18 protein-coding genes are annotated in these 20,201 nt (G+C 59.9%); 11 read left to right on the top strand and 7 right to left on the bottom strand.

Features of this window, described 5'->3' with window-relative positions:
* The first annotated feature begins 28 nt into the window (after window positions 1-28).
* The 8 genes from F0184_RS18275 to F0184_RS18240 all read left to right on the top strand — a co-directional run bounded on the left by F0184_RS18275 (window position 29) and on the right by F0184_RS18240 (window position 8,116).
* Window positions 29-910, top strand: coding sequence for an ABC transporter permease (locus F0184_RS18275; protein ID WP_244299316.1), 882 nt, complete (start codon window positions 29-31; stop codon window positions 908-910).
* Window positions 910-2,262, top strand: a complete 1,353-nt coding sequence (locus F0184_RS18270; protein ID WP_371871153.1) for a cytosine deaminase — start codon at window positions 910-912, stop codon at window positions 2,260-2,262. Before F0184_RS18275 ends, F0184_RS18270 begins: the two co-directional genes overlap by 1 nt.
* Window positions 2,259-3,671, top strand: coding sequence for an FAD-binding oxidoreductase (locus F0184_RS18265; RefSeq protein ID WP_150497647.1), 1,413 nt, complete (start codon window positions 2,259-2,261; stop codon window positions 3,669-3,671). The genes F0184_RS18270 and F0184_RS18265 overlap by 4 nt, the downstream gene beginning before the upstream one ends.
* Window positions 3,672-3,778: 107 nt before the next feature.
* The gene (locus F0184_RS18260; protein WP_150497646.1) at window positions 3,779-4,360 is read left to right on the top strand and encodes an NAD(P)H-dependent oxidoreductase; all 582 of its coding nucleotides are present in this window, start codon (window positions 3,779-3,781) and stop codon (window positions 4,358-4,360) included.
* Window positions 4,360-4,947 (top strand): NAD(P)H-dependent oxidoreductase, encoded by a 588-nt coding sequence (locus tag F0184_RS18255; RefSeq protein WP_150497645.1) that lies wholly within the window; start codon window positions 4,360-4,362, stop codon window positions 4,945-4,947. The genes F0184_RS18260 and F0184_RS18255 overlap by 1 nt, the downstream gene beginning before the upstream one ends.
* A 120-nt stretch (window positions 4,948-5,067) precedes the next feature.
* Complete coding sequence (locus F0184_RS18250) at window positions 5,068-5,583, top strand: MarR family winged helix-turn-helix transcriptional regulator (protein ID WP_150497660.1); 516 nt, start codon at window positions 5,068-5,070, stop codon at window positions 5,581-5,583.
* A gap of 253 nt (window positions 5,584-5,836) precedes the next feature.
* The gene (locus tag F0184_RS18245) at window positions 5,837-6,775 is read left to right on the top strand and encodes a DMT family transporter (protein WP_150497644.1); all 939 of its coding nucleotides are present in this window, start codon (window positions 5,837-5,839) and stop codon (window positions 6,773-6,775) included.
* A gap of 186 nt (window positions 6,776-6,961) precedes the next feature.
* Window positions 6,962-8,116: a LacI family DNA-binding transcriptional regulator gene (locus F0184_RS18240; protein WP_150497643.1), complete on the top strand. Its 1,155-nt coding sequence runs from the start codon at window positions 6,962-6,964 to the stop codon at window positions 8,114-8,116.
* Window positions 8,117-8,166: 50 nt separating this feature from the next.
* Here the strand turns inward: F0184_RS18240 and F0184_RS18235 are convergent, their stop codons facing one another.
* A complete protein-coding gene (locus tag F0184_RS18235) occupies window positions 8,167-9,306 on the bottom strand; it encodes a glycerate kinase type-2 family protein (RefSeq protein WP_208998554.1) in 1,140 nt (379 codons plus the stop codon).
* Between the two features lie 389 nt (window positions 9,307-9,695).
* Here F0184_RS18235 and F0184_RS18230 point away from each other — a divergent pair, with 389 nt between their 5' ends.
* Window positions 9,696-10,433 (top strand): hypothetical protein, encoded by a 738-nt coding sequence (locus tag F0184_RS18230; RefSeq protein ID WP_150497642.1) that lies wholly within the window; start codon window positions 9,696-9,698, stop codon window positions 10,431-10,433.
* Between the two features lie 6 nt (window positions 10,434-10,439).
* Here the strand turns inward: F0184_RS18230 and F0184_RS18225 are convergent, their stop codons facing one another.
* Genes F0184_RS18225 through F0184_RS18200 form a run of 6 tightly spaced genes read right to left on the bottom strand, consistent with a single transcriptional unit; the run spans window position 10,440 to window position 17,955 of the window.
* Window positions 10,440-11,228, bottom strand: a complete 789-nt coding sequence (locus tag F0184_RS18225) for a crotonase/enoyl-CoA hydratase family protein (RefSeq protein WP_150497641.1) — start codon at window positions 11,226-11,228, stop codon at window positions 10,440-10,442.
* Window positions 11,229-11,233: 5 nt separating this feature from the next.
* Entirely contained in the window at window positions 11,234-12,085 is an 852-nt protein-coding gene (locus F0184_RS18220; RefSeq protein ID WP_150497640.1) for a hydroxymethylglutaryl-CoA lyase, read from the bottom strand.
* Between the two features lie 10 nt (window positions 12,086-12,095).
* Window positions 12,096-13,730: an acyl-CoA synthetase gene (locus tag F0184_RS18215; RefSeq protein ID WP_150497639.1), complete on the bottom strand. Its 1,635-nt coding sequence runs from the start codon at window positions 13,728-13,730 to the stop codon at window positions 12,096-12,098.
* Entirely contained in the window at window positions 13,714-15,708 is a 1,995-nt protein-coding gene (locus F0184_RS18210; RefSeq protein WP_150497638.1) for an acetyl/propionyl/methylcrotonyl-CoA carboxylase subunit alpha, read from the bottom strand. The genes F0184_RS18215 and F0184_RS18210 overlap by 17 nt, the downstream gene beginning before the upstream one ends.
* Window positions 15,709-15,719: 11 nt before the next feature.
* Window positions 15,720-17,327, bottom strand: a complete 1,608-nt coding sequence (locus F0184_RS18205; protein WP_150497637.1) for a carboxyl transferase domain-containing protein — start codon at window positions 17,325-17,327, stop codon at window positions 15,720-15,722.
* 1 nt (window position 17,328) lies between these two features.
* Window positions 17,329-17,955 (bottom strand): TetR/AcrR family transcriptional regulator, encoded by a 627-nt coding sequence (locus F0184_RS18200; RefSeq protein WP_150497636.1) that lies wholly within the window; start codon window positions 17,953-17,955, stop codon window positions 17,329-17,331.
* Window positions 17,956-18,153: 198 nt separating this feature from the next.
* Here F0184_RS18200 and ppk2 point away from each other — a divergent pair, with 198 nt between their 5' ends.
* Both ppk2 and F0184_RS18190 read left to right on the top strand, forming a co-directional pair.
* Window positions 18,154-19,062 carry a polyphosphate kinase 2 gene (ppk2, locus tag F0184_RS18195; RefSeq protein ID WP_150497635.1) on the top strand — a complete coding sequence of 303 codons (909 nt, stop codon included), beginning with the start codon at window positions 18,154-18,156 and terminating at the stop codon, window positions 19,060-19,062.
* A gap of 103 nt (window positions 19,063-19,165) precedes the next feature.
* Window positions 19,166-20,179, top strand: coding sequence for a Gfo/Idh/MocA family protein (locus F0184_RS18190; RefSeq protein WP_150497634.1), 1,014 nt, complete (start codon window positions 19,166-19,168; stop codon window positions 20,177-20,179).
* Window positions 20,180-20,201: the final 22 nt, after the last annotated feature.

Below are 20,201 nucleotides of genomic sequence, written 5' to 3'. Positions count from 1 at the left end.
CGTCTTCCAAAGGGCTGATGGGGGGATCATGACCGTTGCAAGTGAACAACATGGACTTGAAGCTCCCATGCCCAACGCGACGGTCGGGCTCGATCCGGCGGAAGTCGCGAAGTTGCGTGCGGCCCGGCGCGAACGGGTCGGACGATGGCTGCTGCCGGTCGTGATCCTTGCTTTGTCTGTTGTGCTTTGGGACCGGGTCTGCGTCTGGAACGAGATTCCGCACTACATCGTTCCAAGGCCCGGACTTGTGCTGGAAGCGCTCATCGCAGACTGGCCGATCTTGTCGGTCGCACTTCTCAACACGCTGAAAATCACCTTCGGGGCGCTGTTTATCGCCACCGTCGGTGGCCTGGCATTGGCTGTCCTTTTCACGCAGTCGAAATGGATCGAGATCTCGTTCTTTCCGTTTGCCGTCATCTTGCAGGTGACGCCGATCATCGCGATCGCCCCGTTGATTTTCATCTATGTGGACTCAGTGCAGGCCGGTTTGCTGATCTGCGCTTGGATTGTCGCCTTTTTTCCGGTGTTGTCGAACACGACCCTCGGGCTGAACTCGGCCGATCACAACTTGCGGAGCCTGTTCGCCCTTTACGGGGCAACCCGCTGGCAGACCTTGCGCTATCTTCGTCTGCCAGCCGCGATGCCATATTTTCTCGGCGGTTTACGTATCGCGGGCGGGTTATCGCTGATCGGGGCCATTGTCGCGGAATTTGTTGCCGGTTCGGCAGGCTCCGGATCGGGTCTGGCCAATCAAATCCTGGAAGCAAGCTACCGTTTGAACATGCCGCGCATGTTCGCCGCGCTCCTTCTCATTTCGGTGACCGGGATCCTGATTTTCCTTGTCATGAATCTCATTTCGCATCTTCTGCTGCGCTCGTGGCATGAAAGTGCACTCAAGCGGGAGCATTAATGTCCATGGACGCCTTATGTGTTCCCTTAACCGGCGATGCGGTTCTGCTCAATGGCCGGGTCCCTGCCTCCTTGCTCAAGGATCCGCTTCCATCCGGATCGCAGTCGCTCCAAGACGGCGATTTGCTTGCCGTGGACATCGAGATCCGGAACGGCCGCATCGCGGCAATCCAACCGCTGTCCGGTTCCCGGCCGTCAGCAGGGTCGGATGCCCGGGTCGATCTGGATGGCGGATTGGTTCTGCCCTGCCTTGTCGATATGCATACCCATCTCGACAAAGGGCATATCTGGCCGCGCAAACCCAACCCCGACGGGAGTTTCATGGGCGCACTGACAGCCGTCGGTGAAGACCGGGCGGCCAACTGGTCTGCCGCAGATTTGACTGCGCGTATGGAGTTTGCCCTTCGCTGTGCCTATGCCCACGGAACAGCTGTCATCCGCACCCATATCGACAGCTTGCCTCCGCAAGACGGCATATCGTGGCCCGTGTTCGAGATGATGCGGGATCGGTGGGCGGGCCGGATCGCGATGCAGGGCGTCTGCCTCTTCGGGATCGAGCGTGTAGCCGAGGATCCCGGTTATCTGCCCCGGATTGCGGACCGCATGGCTCAAAACGGCGGTGTTTTGGGGGGCGTGACCTATATGGTGCCGGATTTGGAACGCGATCTCGAAGCGGTCTTTCGAACGGCCATGGAACGGGGGCTGGATCTCGATTTTCATGTCGATGAAACCCTCGACCCCGAGGCCGTGAGCCTGAAGAAGATCGCGGAAACGGCGCTGCGCTTGCAGTTTCCAGGGCGGATCGTGGCCGGGCACTGTTGTTCCCTCGCCATGCAGCCGGAAAAGCACATTCAGGAAACGCTCGATTTGGTTGCACAAGCCGGGATCGGCGTCGTGTCGTTGCCGATGTGCAATCTTTATCTTCAGGACCGGCAGAAGGAGCGAACACCGCGCCGCCGGGGCGTCACTCTCCTGCACGAGCTGAAAGATCGCGGGATTCCGGTGGCCGTTGCATCCGACAATACCCGGGATCCGTTCTTCGCTTATGGTGATCTCGACTTGATCGAGGTCTATGCGCAGGCAACGCGCATAGCGCATCTTGATCACCCGGTGGGGGACTGGATCACGGCGGTCAGTTCCGGGCCGGCGGACATGATCGGTTTAGCAGCCGGGCGCTTCGAAGTAGGCGGGCCCGCGGATGTCCTGATTTTTCGTGTCCGGTCCTGGAATGAACTCCTGAGCCGTCCACATGGGCCGCGTACAGTCTTGCGCGCGGGCCGAACGATTGACCGGACGCTTCCCGATTTTCGGGAGCTCGACCATTTGATGAAGACCGAGGATAAGGTGACATGAGCGATCTGGAGCGGCTTGTGCAGGATATCGCAGGGATTGCCATTGAGGACAATCCCCAGATCGTGAAGCAGAAGAGCCGGGACTTTTTTTGGTACTCGCCAGTCCTGAAACAGCAACTGGATCATGTGACGGGCGATCTTGTCGTCACCCCCAGAAACGAAGCCGAAGTCATACAGGTCCTGCGGGCCTGTTATGCTCATGATGTGCCGGTGACCGCGCGGGGTGCGGGAACGGGGAATTACGGGCAGGCCATGCCGCTCTCGGGCGGTGTTGTGCTCAACCTGGCCGAGATGCGGGCAGTCAAGCAGATCCGTCCGGGTGTCGTTGTTGCCGAAGCGGGTGCCATCCTCTCGGACATCGACGAAAAGGCGGGGGCGCAGTCTGGTCAGGAGTTGCGGATGCATCCCTCGACCTACCGCACGGCAACGATCGGCGGGTTCGTCGCCGGTGGGTCGGGCGGAATCGGATCGATCAATTGGGGGGGCTTGCGCGATCTCGGCAACGTCATCCGCCTTCGGGTCGTCACTATGGAAGCTGAGCCGAAAGTCCTCGACCTTCAGGGGGAAGATTTGCAAAAGGTGCTGCATGCCTATGGTACCAACGGCGTGATTACCGAAGTTGAGATGCCCCTGACGGCTTCCTATGACTGGGTCGATGTGATTGTCGGCTTCAAAACGTTCATGGACAGCGTCCACTTCGCAGACGATCTGGGCAACCGTGACGGATTGCTGCTCAAGGAAATCGCACCGATCGCGGCCCCCCTGCCGCACGATTACTTTCTGAGGCATCAGAAATTTCTGCGCCGGGAAACCTCTGTCGTGGTGTGCATGGTGGCGCCGTTTGCCATGGATGCCTTTACCGCCTTCGTTGCCCGCAACCCCAGGGCAGAGCTGCTTTACCGGTCCGACACGGCGACCGACGCGGAAAAGAAGGGATTGCCGCCCGCATACGAGCTGACATGGAACCACACCACTTTGCGCGGGCTGCGGGTCGATCCTTCGATCACTTACCTCCAGGTTCTTTATCCCTTCCCCAACCAGGTCGAACGCGTGCGCAAGATCACCGAGTTGCTCGGGGACGAAGTCCCCGGTCACCTGGAATACGTGCGCTTCGATGGGAAGGTGACCTGTTTTGGTTTGCCGGTCGTGCGCTACACCAATGAAGAGCGGCTTAACGAGATTATCAAGCTGCACGAAGACAATGGCTGTCCGATCTTCAATCCGCACCGCTACACCCTCGAGGAGGGCGGGATGAAGCAGACCGATCAGGTTCAACTCGATTTCAAGCGCAAGGCGGATCCAAAAGGGCTTCTGAATCCGGGCAAGATGATCGCCTGGGAAGATCCGAGCTACGATTTTTCTTCCGACAAGTTGTTTCTTTTTCCTGGCTTGCAAAGGGGGGAGTCGTGAGGCTGTGTGACATTGCGCCGCAACACCGCACAATGCGGAGCCGGGAAATACGGTGGATAGCCGGTTCTGGTTTCGTGTGGCCAGATCACCACTTCGTGGGAGGCTAGGTGCGGGTTCTTGTGCTGTATGCCCATCCGGTTGAAACCAGTTTTGCAGCGTCCCTGCATCACCGGGTTGTAGAGGGCTTGACCCATGCCGGGCACGATATTGATGATTGCGATCTTTACGCGGAAGGGTTCGATCCGCTGCTTTCCCGCCAGGAGCGGTTGGGCTACCACGACATCCCGGACAACCGCCGGACGGTTGCGTCCCATGTGGACCGGCTGCTCGCAGCGGAGGCATTGGTGATCGTTGCGCCGGTTTGGAATTTCGGGCATCCCGCCATTTTAAAGGGATATTTCGATCGCGTCTTTCTTCCCGGTGTTTCTTTCAAGATGCGCGGCGGTGAGGTGGTTCCAGCCTTGACACATATTCGAAAACTGTCAGTCGTTACCACCTATGGCGGTTCGCGGTTCCGCGTCCTGCTGGTGGGGGATCCGCCTCGAAAGCTCGCAGGGCGGGTTTTGCGGGCGCTTATCCGTCCGGGCGCCGCGTTCCGTTATCATGCGCTCTATAACATGAATCGCGCCGACGCTCCATCGCGTCATCGCTTTCTGGATCGTGTCGGCCGCGCCATGGAGACCTTTTGATGCGTGTGCTGGTTGTCTACTGCCACCCATGCCAGGAGAGCTTCAGCGCAGCCGTTTGTGCCCAGGTTGTCGATACGCTTGAACAGGGCGGAAACGAGGTTCGTGTGCTTGACCTTTACGCCATGGGGTTCAATCCGGCCATGTCCGCCGATGAGCGCCGGGGGTACCATGATGCCGCCAGCAATCAGACACCGGTTGCCGAACACCTGGAGCATCTCGCCTGGTGCGACAAACTGCTTTTTGTCTATCCAACCTGGTGGTTTGGGTTGCCAGCCATGCTCAAGGGCTGGCTCGATCGCGTCTGGGTGCCGCATGTGACCTTTGAGATGCCGACGGAAAGGGCGCCCATGAAGCCAAAAATGCTTCATATCCAAAAGGTTGGCGTTGTGACAACCTGCGGGGCGAGCTGGCTGGTCTCCAAGCTGATGGGCGAACCCGGCCGGAAAACCATTTTGCGGGGGATTCGCGCGTTGTGCGCCCCAAATTGCCGGTCGCTCTATCTCGCGCACTACAAAATGGACAGTTCGACCCCTGAAAGCCGGTCTGATTACCTCCAAAAAATACAGAAAAAGCTTGCCGGCTTTTAAAAAGCTGCGTTCGGGACAGCATTGTCATTTGACGGTTAAACACCCCGATTACTGGTTGTGACATGCGGCGTCTGGTTTTGGCCGCGTTGCGGACCGTTGACGGTGATGGGGACTATCAAAATGGCTTTCAACTACAAGAAAAGCGTGACATTCCGTCTTGTTCAGGCCTCCAAGGCCCTCAGGTCGCGCTCGGGTAGCCATTTGATGCGCATCGGTCTTCACCCGGGTCAGGAGTTGGTTCTGAAGGTCCTGGCGGATGCCGACGGACGGACAATGAGTCAATTGGCCCTGGCGCTGGGCGTCCAACCTCCCACCGTGACAAAGATGGTGACCCGGCTGTCCGCGCAAGGATATGTCCGCCGGCAAGTCTCCGATACCGATGGCCGGCTTGCCCGTGTTCATCTGACCGAAGCAGGCCGCGCCCTCGTCGAGTCCGTTGACAAGTCCTGGAAGCGTCTTGAGCGCGAAGCAATGGCTGGTCTGGATGACAAAGACAGGAAAAAGCTGCGCAAACTGCTTCGCCAGGTTGAGAAGAATCTGGCGCTTTCCGTCGATAATGATCCAGAACACGATGCGGATATGGAAGATGATGAGGGCAAAGCTGGCAGCAAGAGCGACGAGTTGACGGCGGCTTGACGGTTTCCGGGATCGTGCTCGTCCCGGTGGGTACGGAGGCGTACCGTTTGTGACGCAACCGGCCTTGGGAACGTCGACGGTGGTCTTTATTGTTATCAGGCAAGTGCCGCCGCCGTTCTGCCTGCGCCCCTTTTCAAACCGCGCCACTAGGTTCACCGGGTTGACGATCAGGTCGCGCTGCGGAGGTTCCGCTGTCCTAAGAGATCATAGCCCTGCCTGGTTGCTCCAACCACGCCGACAACGAGTTATGCGGATGACCCAGCCGGCCCCTGACACCGGGGACAATACCCCTGCGCGTGCCTCGGCCAATCCCATTCTTGGCATCGCGCTTCTCGTCCTCGCCTGCCTGTGTTTTTCGATTCTCGATGCGACGGCGAAATATCTCGGCAGTCATGTCCCAACACTGCAGATTGTCTGGATCCGCTTTCTTAGTCATGTGGTGCTCGCGTTCTTGATGTTCCGGGTCTGGGCGAACCCGGATATTTTGAAGACGGGGCGGCCTGTCCTGCAGGGCGTGCGCGCGGTCTGTCTTCTTCTCACCACCGTTTTCAATTTTCTGGCGGTTCAATATCTCCAGCTTGCCGAAACCATGTCGATCATGTTTGCCACGCCCTTTGTCGTCACCGCACTGGCCGGCCCGCTTCTGGGGGAATGGGCGGGGCTCAAGCGCTGGATTGCCATCATCGTCGGCTTTATCGGGGTTCTCATCGTCACCCAACCGGGCATGGGCGGGATGCACTGGGCGGCCCTCTACTCTGTTGCCGCCATGATGACCTATGCGCTCTACGCCTTGTTGACCCGTATGTTGACGGAAACCGAGTCTCCGGCGGGCATGCTGTTTATTTCTGGGATTGTCGCGGCGCTGGCGACAGCGCCGGCCGGCTTGGCTGTCTGGGAGACCCCGTCGGAGCTGACGATCTGGCTCTTGCTGCTGTCGACCGGCGTCTGGGGCGCACTCGGCCACTGGCTGTTCATTGCCGCCCACCGGATCTCGCCGGCGCCGGTGCTTGCACCGTTCATTTATGTCCAGATCGTCTGGATGATCGCGCTGGGTTATTTGATTTTCTCGGATGTGCCGTCCTGGGCCACACTTGCTGGCGCCTCTGTCGTCGTTGCTTCGGGCCTCTTCATCTTGTACCGGGAACGGGTCAAAGGGACTGCCGTGGCCACGGAACTTCCTCCCGAACGTTGATGGGGCTCGCGGAATTCGGGTTCTCGCAGCAATGCGAAATCAGTTTACAGTCGCAATTTCAAGAGGGTGGCGCTAACCTCCGCACGCGATCCGGTGCCTGCAGTCCTTGGAAACCGCGATCTGCCACCTGGCGCCAAGACTTGCCGGAGCCATGTTCCGGGCCACATTCGGATTGTGAAACAGACGATGTCAGATGACGCCGGATCTCCCTCGAAACCGTCTGCGGAAAAGGGGCAGGGCGACCACAGTGCCGGGATCTCCCGGGCCGTGTTGGCGGATGAGGAAGGCGTGCCGGTCAGGCCGGGCAAACGCCTGACGCTAGGTCACATCGCTGACGAATTGGGGATTTCAACGGCCACGGTCTCCCTTGCCTTGAGGGACAGTCCGCTTGTCGCTGAAGACACGCGGCTCAAGGTCAAGGAAACAGCTGACCGGGTCGGCTACATCTACAATCGTTCCGCCGCATCGCTGCGGACGTCCCGTTCCCAGATAATCGGTGTAGCGGTTCATGACATCTTGAACCCGTATTTCGCCGAGGTGTTTTCCGCACTCGAAGACGTCATGGAAGAACAGGGGCAGATGATCTTCATCTGCAATCATCGCGACGATGTGAACCGTCAGCGTGCCTTTCTCAAGACACTGCTGCAGCATCGTGCCGACGGGCTGATCCTTTGTCCTTCGGTCGGTACGACGACCGAAGAGATCAACCGGCTGATCGATCAAGGATTGCCAACAACACTCGTCGCCCGCGAGGTCAAGGGCGTTTGGGCTCCCTGCGTCCGCGGTGACGACATGACAGGCAGTTATCGGATGACACGGCATGTGCTTGCGCTTGGACATAAGCGGATCGGCATGATTGGAGGGCGCCGGTCGAGTTCCACCGGCAGGGACCGCCACGCGGGTTGGCTTAAGGCCCTTCAGGAAGCGGGCATTGATCCGGAACAGCAGCTTGATCTTCCAGAGTTGATGACCCAAGCGGACGGACGCGGGGCTGTGCGGGCGGTCCTGGCGCTGGAACAAAGACCGACGGCTCTCGTTGCCTTCAACGACCTTGTGGCCCTTGGGCTGATGACGGGTCTTCGCCGAGTTGGCATAGAGCCGGGGCCGGAAATGGCGATCACCGGGTATGACGATATCGAAGGGGTGGACAGTCGAACGCCGGCACTGACGACCGTTCGCAATCATGCAGGCAAGATCGGACGTCTCGCCGCACTGACACTGCTGAGACAAATCGCGGGAGAGCGGGTGCCCAATAGTCCGATCCTGATCGAGCCGGAACTGCGGATCCGCGAGAGCGCGCCCGCAAAGGGGGTTCGCCTCGCTCCGCAAATCAGCGAATGAAAACGGCCCGCACCGGGAACGTAAAACAGTTTGGGTGACGGGCGCAGACTTCACCCCGCCGTCTTCACCGCCAAGACCAGGTCCATCACGTTGGTTCCTGTTGGTCCCGTCACCAGGACATCCCCCGCCTCGCGCAGATAGCGGCCCGAATTGGCGGTCGAGAGCGCCAGTTCCGGATCGGGTGCCCGGAACCAGGTCTGCCCGTCAACAAGCCCTCCGGCTGACGCTGTCACGCCATCGGTGCCATCTGTTCCGCCAACCAGGATGACAAGGTCCGGGCGGTTTTGGATCCGCTGCGCCAAGAGCAGCGCCAGAGCCTGATTGCGACCGCCCTCGCCGGGGTTCGGTGGCAATTCTATGGTTGGTTCGCCGCCAAAGACATAAAGACCGGGCTGACCATCCGTCCAGATTTCATCGAGCCGGGTCGCCACAGCTCCCACATCGCCGTAAAGGTTTTCGGCTTCCGACCCGATCGCATAGCCCCGCTCCCTACCCGTCGCGACGATCCGGTGCCGTGCAATCGCGTTCGATGCGATGATTTTCCCGCGATAATTGATGTCGCGATTGGAACAAGCGCCTATCCCGGACCCTATGACCCCGATATCGTCCCCTGCAACATCGGAAATGGCCAGTGTCAGGACACGGCCTCCATGAAAGTGGCTCAGGAGCCGCCCGGCCTTGATGCGCGACAGCCTTTTCCGCTGTGCATTGATTTCGGCAATGTCCGCTCCGCCCGAAATCAATCTTTCGTTCAAATTGCGGTATTCATCCAGACTGGTGCCATCCACGAGCACCTCGGCTAGCGCGGATGCACCGCCGGAAACCAAGACCAACAGATTTGTGTTCGAATCACAGGCCTGAACAAAGTCGAGCGCCTTTTGGCCAGCGCTCAGACTGTTGTCATTGGGGATGGGATGGCTGCTTTCCAGGATGTCCGCTGGTGTTCCGGCAAGGCGTGGGTCTTCGGAATGGGCGTATTTTGTGATCACTAGAGCCTGGTGATGTCGGGCGAGGAAGGGCAGCGCGCCCAGATACATGGAGCATGCAGCTTTCCCGATTGCCAATACCGCGTCGAACGGGGCTGTTTTTTCGGCTTCCAAAGCCTCTGCGACGGCGGTTTCTCCCTGGACAGCGGCAATTCCCATCATGAAGAGGTGTTTGAGGTCTTGTTTTGCATCGTCGAGGCGCAAGGCGTAGTCCTTTAGAATTGAAGTTGTTTTGGCCAGGAGCGGCCCTGGCAATCACGGTACGGCGGCGCAACTTTTCCCTGTTCCCACACGTTACGCTCCAAATTGAGCGATGGCGGATTGGGTTGGTTGTGTTTCGACAGCTCTGGCTTTCGGGGTCTGAGTTGGGCTGATGCTCCAAAATGTCGTTGGTAGTTGGAGAGGCGGCCGAAACTTGGCCTTGACCTTCGCGCAAGCTTGCGCGTTCATTTTCGGGCCGAATTGATCGGCTGCACGAAACTGCAGACTCACGCGGGGCCAAGGGTATGGGAAAGGCGGCGAAACTGGAAGTCTTCCGGCGACTCTTGCCGTTGTGCCTGATGATCCTGGGATCCGTCGGAGCGTTCACGTTCATGACCCCGGTCATCGGATTGATCTGCTGGTTGGCGGCGCTGGGCATTTACGCGGCCATGCCCTTGCCGAAGCTGCCAACCGGTGCTGTGCGCCCAGAACCGCCCATGCCGATCTGGGTCACCGATCTCTTCGGTTTCGTCATTGCCGCCGCCTGCCTGTCCTTGATGCTGATTGGCCTTTATTCCGCTGCAGGTGCGGGGCAGGCGGGATATCTTCTGTTGTTCATTCCCGCCAGTCTTTCCATACCCTTCTTTGTGCTCTCGATCCGCCAAAGGACATCCTGGGCCCGTTTTTTTGGAAACGGTTTCGAGTTTGCGGAAACAGGCTTGCGCACCCGGGTGCGCTATGAAGACGTGCGGCAAGCGCGGCTGCGGGACCGCCGCTCGAAGACGGGTCTTGCGGCATATATCACCGCGCTCGGTTCCTCTTCCCGCAACAAGGTCACCCTGCTGACGGCCGAAGAGGAAAGCCGAACGCTCGTCCTGGTTCGCTATGACGGAACCGAGTTCACGATCTCAACCGAGCTCATTCCCGACATGAAAAAGGTTCTCATTGGCATGGACCGGGCCGGTGTGGAATTGCCGGAGGGCCTGAGCGAACGCGAACGGCAGAATATCCGAAAGAGGCGCGAACGGATGGACAGCCGGACCCAGAAACCCGGGCTCTTGCATCTGCCTGAACAAAAACAAATCGCCCGGATCGCCGCACTCGTCAATCATGCCCGGCGGAAGATTTGAGACGGATCAGCTTTGGGCCCATTCGGGTTTGCGCTTTTCGAAAAATGCGGCGATTCCATCCTGGGCTTCAGGTGTTTCCCAGGTGTCTGCCAAACGTTCTATGGTCGCGTCTATCACGCTTTCGCTGATGTCCGGACCCAGGGATCGGGCAAGGGCTTTCGCTGCGGCAACGGCCGCCGGTGCCGCAGCCAGATAGGGTTTGATTTCCGCGTCGATGGCGGCGTCAAGCTCGGCCTCCGGAACAACGCTTGCGACGAGATCCAGATCACGGGCTTCCGCCGCGCCGAAGATGCGGGCGGACATGAAAACCCGGCGGGCCTTGCCTTCGCCCATCCGGGCCAGAACATACGGGCTGATGGTTGCCGGGATCAGTCCAAGCCTCACTTCGGTCAGCCCGAACTTGGCAGTTTCAACTGCGATGACCGTATCGCAGACGCTCATCATCCCCACGCCGCCTCCGAAGGCCTGACCCTGGACCCGTCCGATCAGCGGCTTGGGAAGTTCGTTCAACGCTTTCAGCATCATGGCCAGTTTACGCGCCTCGATCATGCGGGTTTGACGATCCGCATGGAACTGCTCGCGCATCCAGCCCAGGTCGCCGCCTGCACAGAAGCTCTTGCCTGCCCCCGTCAGGACAACAGCACGTATGGTGGCGTCGGTCCCCAGGGTCGCCGCGGCAGCGGTCAGTTCCTCGATCATGCGCGCGGAAAGCGCATTGTGCTTGTCCGGCGTGTTCAGCGTCAGGGTTGCAACGCCGCGGGCATCCGTCTCAACTGAAATTGTTTCAAACGTCATGCTTATCACCCTCTCAAGGAATGCGCGAAACCGGCGGCTTCGCGCAGGCGGTCGAGGTCAATGCCGGTTTGATATCCGCCGCGGTTCAAGAGCTCGACGACCGCCTCGGTCGCCACATTGCCCTTGGCTCCCGGCGCATAGGGGCAGCCGCCAAGTCCGCCGACAGCCGCGTCGAATGTTCTCAAGCCCTTTTCAAGGCTGATTTCAATGTTATCCAATGCGCGGCCCTTGGTGTCGTGATAGTGGCCAGCGAGTTTTTCGGCAGGGACATGGTCCAGCACGGCATCGAGCATTCGGCCAATCGTTTCTGGTGTTCCCGCCCCGATCGTGTCGCCGAGGGAGACCTCATAGCACCCCAAATCGAAGAGCGTTTTTGCCACTTCGGCGACCTTTTCCGGCGGGGTCGGTCCATCGTATGGGCAGTCGGTCACGCAGGAAACGTAACCCCGCACCGGGATTTCGTCGTGCCGCGCTTTTTCCAGAAGCGGCTTGAATCGCTCGATGCTCTCGGCAATCGAACAGTTGATGTTTTTCCTGGAAAAGCCTTCCGAGGCGGAGCCAAAGATCGCCACTTCATCCGCCAAGGCGCGCTTGGCTGCGCCATATCCTTTTACATTCGGCGTCAAGACCGCATATGTCACCGCCGGATGCCGGTAAATCCCTTCCATCACCTCGGCCGCATCCGCCATTTGCGGAACCCATTTGGGGCTAACGAAGCTGGTGACCTCGATCTTGCGGAACCCGCAGGCGGACAGCAAGTCGACGAGGCGGATCTTGTCCGCTGTCGCGATCAGCTTCTTTTCGTTTTGCAGGCCGTCGCGCGGTCCCATTTCAAACAGGGTGACAAAATCTGTCATTGCGGATCACTCATTCTTCTGCTTCTGCGCGGGCGCGCAATTCCTTGCGGATCACCTTGCCTGTGGTTGTCATGGGGAGGGCGTCGACAAAGGCGACTTCGCGGGGATATTCATGGGCCGCCAGGCGGATTTTGACGAAGCTCGCAATCTCCTCCGCCAATGCGTCAGAGGGCTCGATATCGGATTTCAAGACGATGTAGGCCTTGACGATCTCCGTGCGGCGCTGATCCGGCTTGCCAACCACGCCCGCCATCGCGACGGCGGGGTGCTTGAGGAGACAGTCCTCAATCTCGCCGGGTCCAATGCGGTAGCCGGACGAGGTAATGACATCGTCATCGCGGCCGACGAACCGGATCCATCCGTCCGCGTCGCGCTGGCCTGTATCGCCGGTCAAAAGCCATTCGCCGGTGAACTTGCGGCGCGTTGCATCGGCATTGTTCCAGTATCCCAAAAACATGACCGGATCGGGCGACTTGACCGCGATCGTGCCCAGAACCCCATCGGGTGCCGGCTTGCCGGCCTCATCCACAACATCGACCTGATGTCCGGGAACGGCCCGGCCCATCACCCCCGGGCGGGCTTCCATGATGGCCGCGCAACTGGAGACAATCATGTTGCACTCGGTCTGGCCGTAGAATTCGTTGATTGTCAGGCCAAAGGTGCGCCGGCCCCAGTCGATCAGTTCCGCGCCAAGCGTTTCGCCGCCAGAAGCCACCGATCGCACATTCAAGGTCCAGCGGTCTTGCGGCGCTTCGATCTGGCGCATCATCTTCAGTGCGGTGGGCGGCAGGAAGGCGTTGCGGATCTTGTGATCCTGCAACAGCTGAAACGCGGCTTCCGCGGTGAACTTCCGGAACCGGCAAGCGACGACCGGCACGCCGAGATAAAGCGCCGGCATGAGAACATCCAGTAGCCCGCCGATCCAGGCCCAGTCGGCCGGTGTCCAGATCCGGTCGCCCGGCTGGCCCAGGAAATCGTGGCTCATCTCGACACCTGGCAGATGGCCGAGCAGAACGCGGTGAGCGTGCAGGGCGCCCTTGGGCTGGCCGGTGGTGCCGGAGGTATAGATGATCAAGGCCGGATCGTCAGAACGGGTCTCGAATGGTGTGAAGGTATCTTCGTGGCCCCGCATATGGCCCCACAGATCCTCCGCACCCTCAGCTGCCCCGTCGGCACAGAACAGGGTCGAAAGATGGGGCAACTGATCCCTCAGCCCGCTGAGTTTGACCGCGCCGTTCTCATCCGTGATCACGGCTTTCGCGCCCGAGTTTCCGAGCCGGTAGGACAGGGCCTCTTCGCCGAACAATGTGAACAGCGGGATGGTGATCGCCCCCAGCTTCAGCGCGGCGATATGGGCAATAGCGGCTTCCGGGCGCTGCGGCATGAGAACGCCGACCCGGTCACCGGGCTGAACGCCGCGGTCTTTCAAAAGGTTCGCGAGCTGGTTCGAAAGCCGCTTGAGGTCGGCATAGGAATAGGAGGTAACATCCCCACCGTCCTCCGCAAACACAAGGGCTTCCCGGTCCGGGTCCTTGTCCGCCCACGCGTCGCAGATGGCGACCCCGATGTTGAACTTCTCCGGGATCTGCCACACAAAATTTTCCGTCAGGTTCCCGTAGCTGTTCGTCTCAGGCAGAAGTCTCATTCTCCGCCTCCAGCGCCAAGAGGATTGTCCCGTCGAGAACCTGTTCGCCCGCCTGCGCGAACACTTCCCCAATCACGCCATCACGCGGGGCTTTGAGTGTGTGTTCCATTTTCATGGCTTCCAGGATGACCAGCGGCTGGTCCTTGGTCACAGTCTCACCCGGCTGGGCGTTCATCTCCTTCACAAGACCCGGCATTGGCGCGATGATCTGATCGCCCGCCTCGGCGCTGTCCTCGTCTGCGCTCAGAGGATCCGGGCAACCGATGCGGAAGGCCCGTCCATCCAGGAACACGGCCAGACCGCCGACATCCGGTGTCACCACACCGGATTTGCGCAGGCCGTTGCGGTCGAAGGTGATCCGCGCACCGTCGATCGACACCAGCTTGTAGTCTTGCGGAGCGCTGGCAAGGTGAACCGAGAACCGCATGTCGCCGAGCGCATGGACTTCGATGTCCTGACGCTCGCCCTCGATTTCCAGAAGCGCGAATTGGCGCGACGCGCTCCATATGCGCCACCCGGCAAGACGGTCAAACGGATCGGACCCGGTCTGCGGGCGAGTGAGTCCGAGGGCCGCCATTGCAGCCAGGGCAATCGCGTCTTCCGGCGTTGGCGGCTCGGCAATCAGCGTGTCGAGATCCCGGTCGATCAAACCGGTGTCGACATCGCCTTTCGCAAATCCGGCATTCCGGCATAGCGCCGCCAGAAAAGACGCATTGGTGACGCAGCCGGCGACCTCCGTTGCCTCAAGGCTGGCCAGTAATTTGCCGAGCGCCGCTTCGCGGGTCGCGCCATGTACGATGATCTTGGCAATCATCGGATCGTAAAACGGCGAGATTTCGTCGCCTGCGCGCACGCCGCTGTCGATCCGCGCCTGGGCCTCGGGAAGGTTAAGGTGCGTGAGGGTGCCGATGGCGGGCAGAAAGCCCTTGGCGGCATCTTCGGCGTAAAGCCGCGCCTCGAACGCCCAGCCCGAGAAGGAGAGCTCATCCTGGGTCTTCGGCAACGGGGCGCCGGCGGCAACGCGAAGCTGCCATTCCACGAGATCTTCTCCGGTAATCATCTCCGTGACCGGATGCTCCACCTGAAGGCGGGTGTTCATTTCCATGAAATAGAACCGGTCTGCCCGGAGCCCTTCGGACACGTCAGCGATGAACTCGATCGTGCCTGCTCCCGAATAGCCGATGGCCTTAGCAGCCTTCACGGCCGCTTCACCCATGGCGGCCCGCATCTCCTCCGGCATGTCCGGGGCGGGCGCTTCCTCGATCACCTTCTGGTGGCGGCGTTGCAGCGAGCAGTCCCGTTCGAACAGATGCACGACATTGCCGTGGTTGTCGCCAAAGACCTGGATCTCGATATGCCGCGGCTTGGTAAGGTACTTCTCGATCAGGACCCGGCCGTCGCCGAAGCTGGCCTCGCCTTCGCGCTGTGCCGATTTGAGCGCTGACATGAAGTCTTCTGGCCTGTCGACCCGGCGCATGCCCTTGCCGCCGCCGCCCGCGCGGGCCTTGATCAGGACCGGATAGCCGATCTTGCCGGCCTGGATCTGCAAAAAGCCGGGATCCTGCGTGTCTCGGTGATAGCCGGGCACGACCGGCACACCTGCTTTTTCCATCAAGGCCTTGGCCGCGTCCTTGAGGCCCATGGCCCGGATCGCGGCCGCGCTCGGCCCGATGAAGGTGATGCCCGCGGCCTCCAGCGCGTCGACAAAGTCCGGGTTTTCCGACAAAAATCCGTAGCCAGGATGCACCGCTTCAGCGCCGCTTCGCCGGCAAACGTCTATCAGCTTGTCGATCTTCAGGTAGCTTTCAGACACCGGGGCGGGGCCAATGTGGTAGGCCTCGTCGGCCATGGCCACATGCTTGGCATTGGCATCTGCATCCGAGAACACAGCGACGGTACGAATACCGAGCCCTTTGGCGGTTTCCATGACCCGGCAGGCAATCTCGCCACGGTTGGCAATGAGGATTTTCTTGAACATGTGTTGTTTCCTCACATCCGGAACAGGCCAAATTTCGTGTCTTCGATCGGTGCATTGAGGGCGGCCGAGAGCGAAAGTCCCAGAATGTCACGGGTCTTGCGCGGGTCGACGATGCCATCGTCCCAAAGACGGGCGGTGGCGTAGAGCGGGTGTCCCTGCTCTTCGAATTGATCGATGATCGGCTGTTTGAAGGCGGTTTCCTCTTCCGCCGACCATGAACCGCCTTTTCGTTCAATCCCCTCCCGGCGGACCGTGGCCAGCACGCCGGCGGCTTGTTCGCCGCCCATGACCGAGATCCGGGAATTCGGCCAGGTCCACAGAAAGCGGGGATTGTAGGCCCGTCCGCACATGCCATAATTGCCTGCCCCGAAGGACCCGCCCACAAGCATGGTGATCTTGGGAACCGATGTGGTGGCAACGGCCGTCACCAGCTTTGCGCCATCCTTGGCGATACCGCCGCTTTCATAGGTCCGCCCGACCATGAAGCCGGTGATGTTTTGCAGGAAAACCAGAGGGATCTTGCGCTGGGAGCACAACTCGACGAAATGTGCGCCCTTGACCGCGCTTTCGGAAAACAGAACGCCGTTATTCGCGATGATGCCGACTGGGATGCCGTGAATATGGGCAAAGCCGCAGACCAGCGTTGTGCCGTAGCGGGCCTTGAATTCGTCGAACCGCGAGCCGTCGACGACACGGGCGATCACTTCGCGGATGTCGTAGGGCGTTTTCAGGTCGGCCGGAACAACGCCCAGGATTTCGTCCGGATCATAAAGCGGATCTTCCGGTGCTTGCAAACTGACATCTGCAAATTTCTCCCGGTTGAGATTGGCAACAGCCCTTCGCGCGAGGGCCAGCGCATGCGCATCGTCGCGCGCCAGATGATCGGCGACACCGGACAGGCGCGTGTGCACATCGCCGCCGCCGAGATCTTCGGCTGTGACCTCCTCGCCGGTTGCCGCCTTGACCAGTGGCGGGCCTGCCAGAAAGATCGTGCCCTGGTTCTTGACGATGATGGTCTCGTCGGACATGGCCGGGACATACGCGCCGCCGGCCGTGCAGGAGCCCATGACCACCGCGATCTGGGCAATGCCCTTGGCCGACATGTTGGCCTGGTTGAAGAAGATGCGGCCGAAATGGTCCTTGTCGGGAAAAACCTCATCCTGGTTCGGCAGGTTCGCGCCGCCGCTGTCGACCAGATAGACACAAGGAAGGTTGTTCTGCTCGGCGATCTCCTGCGCCCGCAGGTGCTTCTTGACGGACATGGGATAGTAAGTGCCGCCCTTCACGGTGGCATCGTTCGCCAGGATCATGACCTCCTGGCCCTCGATCCGGCCGATGCCGGCGATCATGCCGGCGGACGGGGCCGCGCCATCATAGAGCCCGTGCGCGGCCATCATGCCGACTTCGAGAAAGGGAGAGCCGGGATCGAGCAGCCGCGAGACACGCTCGCGCGGCAGGATCTTGCCCCGGGACACGTGGCGCTCACGCGCGGTTGGCCCACCGCCATCAAGGGCGACTTGCGCGGCGGCTTTCACAGCCTCCATCGCCTTTTCATGCGCCGCCCGGTTCGCGGCAAAGGCCTCGCTGCGCGGGGTCAGGCCTGATTTCAGGATGCTCATGTCATCCGTTCTCCCGTTGAGTTTTGCCAGGCTCAAGGCTTACGGCCCGGCAGACAAGATTGATGTAGTAATCCTCGACAGTTTGCCGGCTCAAAGTGCCGCTTGCCCGATACCACGTTGCAATCCCTGTGAGCATTGCGATCAGGGCGCGCGTGGTCACCTTGGGATCGTCAAGAGCGTAGCGGCCGTTGGCCGCCCCATCTTCGAGAATGCCGGTGAGGATGGCCTCATACCTCCGGCGTTCGGCATCCACGGCCGCGAAATTGTCCGCTTCGAGGTTTCTGAGTTCCATGTAGGACACGAACACCTCGTCGGCCCGCTCCATGTGATAGCGGATATGGAACCGGGCGAAGGCCACCAGTGGGTCGGTTTGAGGATGTGGTTTGGCACTTGTCCAAGCTGTCAGAAGCTCTCCCATATGGGAGAGCATCAGGTCCTTGAGTATATCCTGTTTGGTGGGAAAGTGATTGTAGAGCGCGCCGGGCTGAACACCCACCTCGGAAGCGATCTGGCGCATCGACACGGCGGCATAGCCATACCTGGCAAACAGGGTCAGGGCGGCCGCCCGGACCTTCGACGCTGTTTGTCTTCTCTTTCCCTGAACCGGGCGTTGCGCCTTTGAGGGCATGTGCCGATCCTCCCTCCCTCAAGAAATAAATGAACGATCATTCATTTTCAAGTGGGTTTGACGGCATTTCCCGTCCTTCGTCCAACCATTTCGCATAAAAGCGGTTTGGCTGGCCTGGATGTAAAAAAACGGACACACTGCCGGGGTTCACAGTAGTGGTCCGGGTGAAGGCCACCTGGTGCATCATGAGGAGCGACGATGAGCGACGACAGCGCAAAAACCTGGGTGGAAGCCGAATGGGCGGACGGCCTTGATGAAGAGCTGGAGATGGAGATTGACGACAATCTGATCGCCAAGGATCTGGCATTCATTTCGGACAAGAAGCACAAGTCGACGCTGGACCGGAACGTCTATTTTCACGAGCTGCTGCGCTTGCAGTCGGAACTGGTCAAGCTTCAGGACTGGGTGCAGCATACCAACGAAAAAGTCGTCGTGGTCTTTGAAGGCCGGGATGCGGCGGGAAAGGGCGGGGTGATCAAACGGATCACCCAGCGGCTCAATCCGCGTGTGTGCCGGGTCGTCGCGCTTCCCGCGCCCAGCGAGCGGGAGAAGAGCCAGTGGTATTTTCAGCGCTATGTGCCGCACCTGCCCGCGGGTGGTGAAATCGTGTTGTTCGACCGTTCCTGGTACAACCGGTCGGGCGTCGAACGCGTCATGGGGTTTGCCTCCGACGATCAGGTGGAGCAATTCTTCAATGACGTACCCGAGTTTGAGCGCATGCTCGTGCGTTCCGGTATCCGCCTTATCAAATACTGGTTTTCGATCACCGACGAAGAGCAGCAACTGCGCTTTCTCATGCGTATTCACGATCCGCTCAAACAGTGGAAATTGTCGCCGATGGATCTGCAATCACGGGTCCGCTGGGAAGACTACACCAAGGCCAAGGAAGACATATTCGAGCGGACGAACATTCCAGAAGCACCCTGGTTCATTGTCGAAGGCAACGACAAAAAACGCGCGCGCCTGAACTGCATCAGCCACTTCCTGTCCATGATTCCCTATCACGAGATCGCACACGAGCCGATCACGCTGCCGGACCGGGTGTTCAATCCCGATTATGAGCGCAAGGTCCTGCCCGACCACCTTTATGTTCCTGAAAAGTACTGAGAAGCTCGCCACCGGTGTGGCCTACAGGGGCGTTGCAGTTGCGGATCGGTCAGTTAACAAGTTAGGACATACCGACCGATCCAAACTGTGAGGTGCGTACATCATGGGCGATGCGAGCAAGGTGGTCCGCTGGGGCATTCTGTCGACCGCGAAAATTGGCCGGGAGAAAGTCATTCCGGGTATTCAGAACTCCAAATACGGAGTAGCGGCAGCCATCGCTTCCCGGGATCTCGGTCGGGCAATGGAAACCGCATCGGCCCTCGGCATCGCGAAGGCTTATGGGTCCTACGATGAGCTTCTCTCGGATCCGGATATTGATGCGATCTACAATCCGTTGCCCAACCATCTGCACGTGCCCTTGACCTTGCAGGCCGTAGAGGCGGGCAAGCATGTGCTGTGCGAGAAGCCGATCGCCCTGAATGCGGAAGAGGCCCGACGGCTCATGAACCTGCCGGAAGGCCGGCTGGTGGCTGAAGCGTTCATGGTCCGGGCGCATCCCCAATGGATCCGGGCACGGGAGATCGTCCGCTCCGGTGCCTTGGGTGAACTGAAGGTGGTGCAGTCCTTCTTCAGCTACTTCAATTCAGATCCGGCCAACATCCGGAACATGGCCGATATTGGTGGCGGCGGCCTGATGGACATTGGCTGCTACCCGATCGTGGCTGGCCGCTATTTCTTTGAAGCTGAACCGAAACGGGCCATTTCCCTGATTGATCGGGACCCGCAGTTTGGAACAGATCGCGTCGCCAGCGCCCTCGTTGATTTTGGGAATGGCCGCCGTCTCGACTTCACTGTGGCGACACAACTGACCCCCTATCAGCGGATCCAGCTCGTCGGAACAGAAAAGCGTCTGGAGATTCTCATTCCGTACAATGCGCCGGGCAATGAAGGCATGGTACTGCGGTTGGATGACGGATCGAAGTTTGCGGACGCTGCCGCAATCTGCGAAACGCTTCCGGTGAGCGATCAGTATGCGGAGTTGACGGATATCTTTGCCCTTTCGTTTTTGGGGGAAATCGATCCGCCCTACGGTCCTGCCGATGCATTGCAGAATATGAAAACGCTGGATGCCCTTTTCGCTTCGGAAAAGACGGGAGCCTGGGCCGAGATCGAGTGAAGTGTAACGTCCGCGCAGGCAA

This window comes from Roseibium aquae (assembly GCF_008711285.1).
In the GTDB taxonomy this organism is placed as follows: domain Bacteria; phylum Pseudomonadota; class Alphaproteobacteria; order Rhizobiales; family Stappiaceae; genus Roseibium; species Roseibium aquae.
This window is presented reverse-complemented; position numbering and strand designations above follow the sequence as displayed.

Bases quoted from the DNA above. Each gene is read 5' to 3' on its own strand.
- F0184_RS18275 (WP_244299316.1), top strand. From the start codon at position 29: ATGACCGTTGCAAGTGAACAACATGGACTTGAAGCTCCCATGCCCAAC.
- F0184_RS18270 (WP_371871153.1), top strand. From the start codon at position 910: ATGTCCATGGACGCCTTATGTGTTCCCTTAACCGGCGATGCGGTTCTG.
- F0184_RS18265 (WP_150497647.1), top strand. From the start codon at position 2,259: ATGAGCGATCTGGAGCGGCTTGTGCAGGATATCGCAGGGATTGCCATT.
- F0184_RS18255 (WP_150497645.1), top strand. From the start codon at position 4,360: ATGCGTGTGCTGGTTGTCTACTGCCACCCATGCCAGGAGAGCTTCAGC.
- F0184_RS18250 (WP_150497660.1), top strand. From the start codon at position 5,068: ATGGCTTTCAACTACAAGAAAAGCGTGACATTCCGTCTTGTTCAGGCC.
- F0184_RS18245 (WP_150497644.1), top strand. From the start codon at position 5,837: ATGACCCAGCCGGCCCCTGACACCGGGGACAATACCCCTGCGCGTGCC.
- F0184_RS18240 (WP_150497643.1), top strand. From the start codon at position 6,962: ATGTCAGATGACGCCGGATCTCCCTCGAAACCGTCTGCGGAAAAGGGG.
- F0184_RS18230 (WP_150497642.1), top strand. From the start codon at position 9,696: ATGACCCCGGTCATCGGATTGATCTGCTGGTTGGCGGCGCTGGGCATT.
- F0184_RS18225 (WP_150497641.1), bottom strand. From the start codon at position 11,228: ATGACGTTTGAAACAATTTCAGTTGAGACGGATGCCCGCGGCGTTGCA.
- F0184_RS18220 (WP_150497640.1), bottom strand. From the start codon at position 12,085: ATGACAGATTTTGTCACCCTGTTTGAAATGGGACCGCGCGACGGCCTG.
- F0184_RS18215 (WP_150497639.1), bottom strand. From the start codon at position 13,730: ATGAGACTTCTGCCTGAGACGAACAGCTACGGGAACCTGACGGAAAAT.
- F0184_RS18210 (WP_150497638.1), bottom strand. From the start codon at position 15,708: ATGTTCAAGAAAATCCTCATTGCCAACCGTGGCGAGATTGCCTGCCGG.
- F0184_RS18205 (WP_150497637.1), bottom strand. From the start codon at position 17,327: ATGAGCATCCTGAAATCAGGCCTGACCCCGCGCAGCGAGGCCTTTGCC.
- F0184_RS18200 (WP_150497636.1), bottom strand. From the start codon at position 17,955: ATGCCCTCAAAGGCGCAACGCCCGGTTCAGGGAAAGAGAAGACAAACA.
- ppk2 (WP_150497635.1), top strand. From the start codon at position 18,154: ATGAGCGACGACAGCGCAAAAACCTGGGTGGAAGCCGAATGGGCGGAC.
- F0184_RS18190 (WP_150497634.1), top strand. From the start codon at position 19,166: ATGGGCGATGCGAGCAAGGTGGTCCGCTGGGGCATTCTGTCGACCGCG.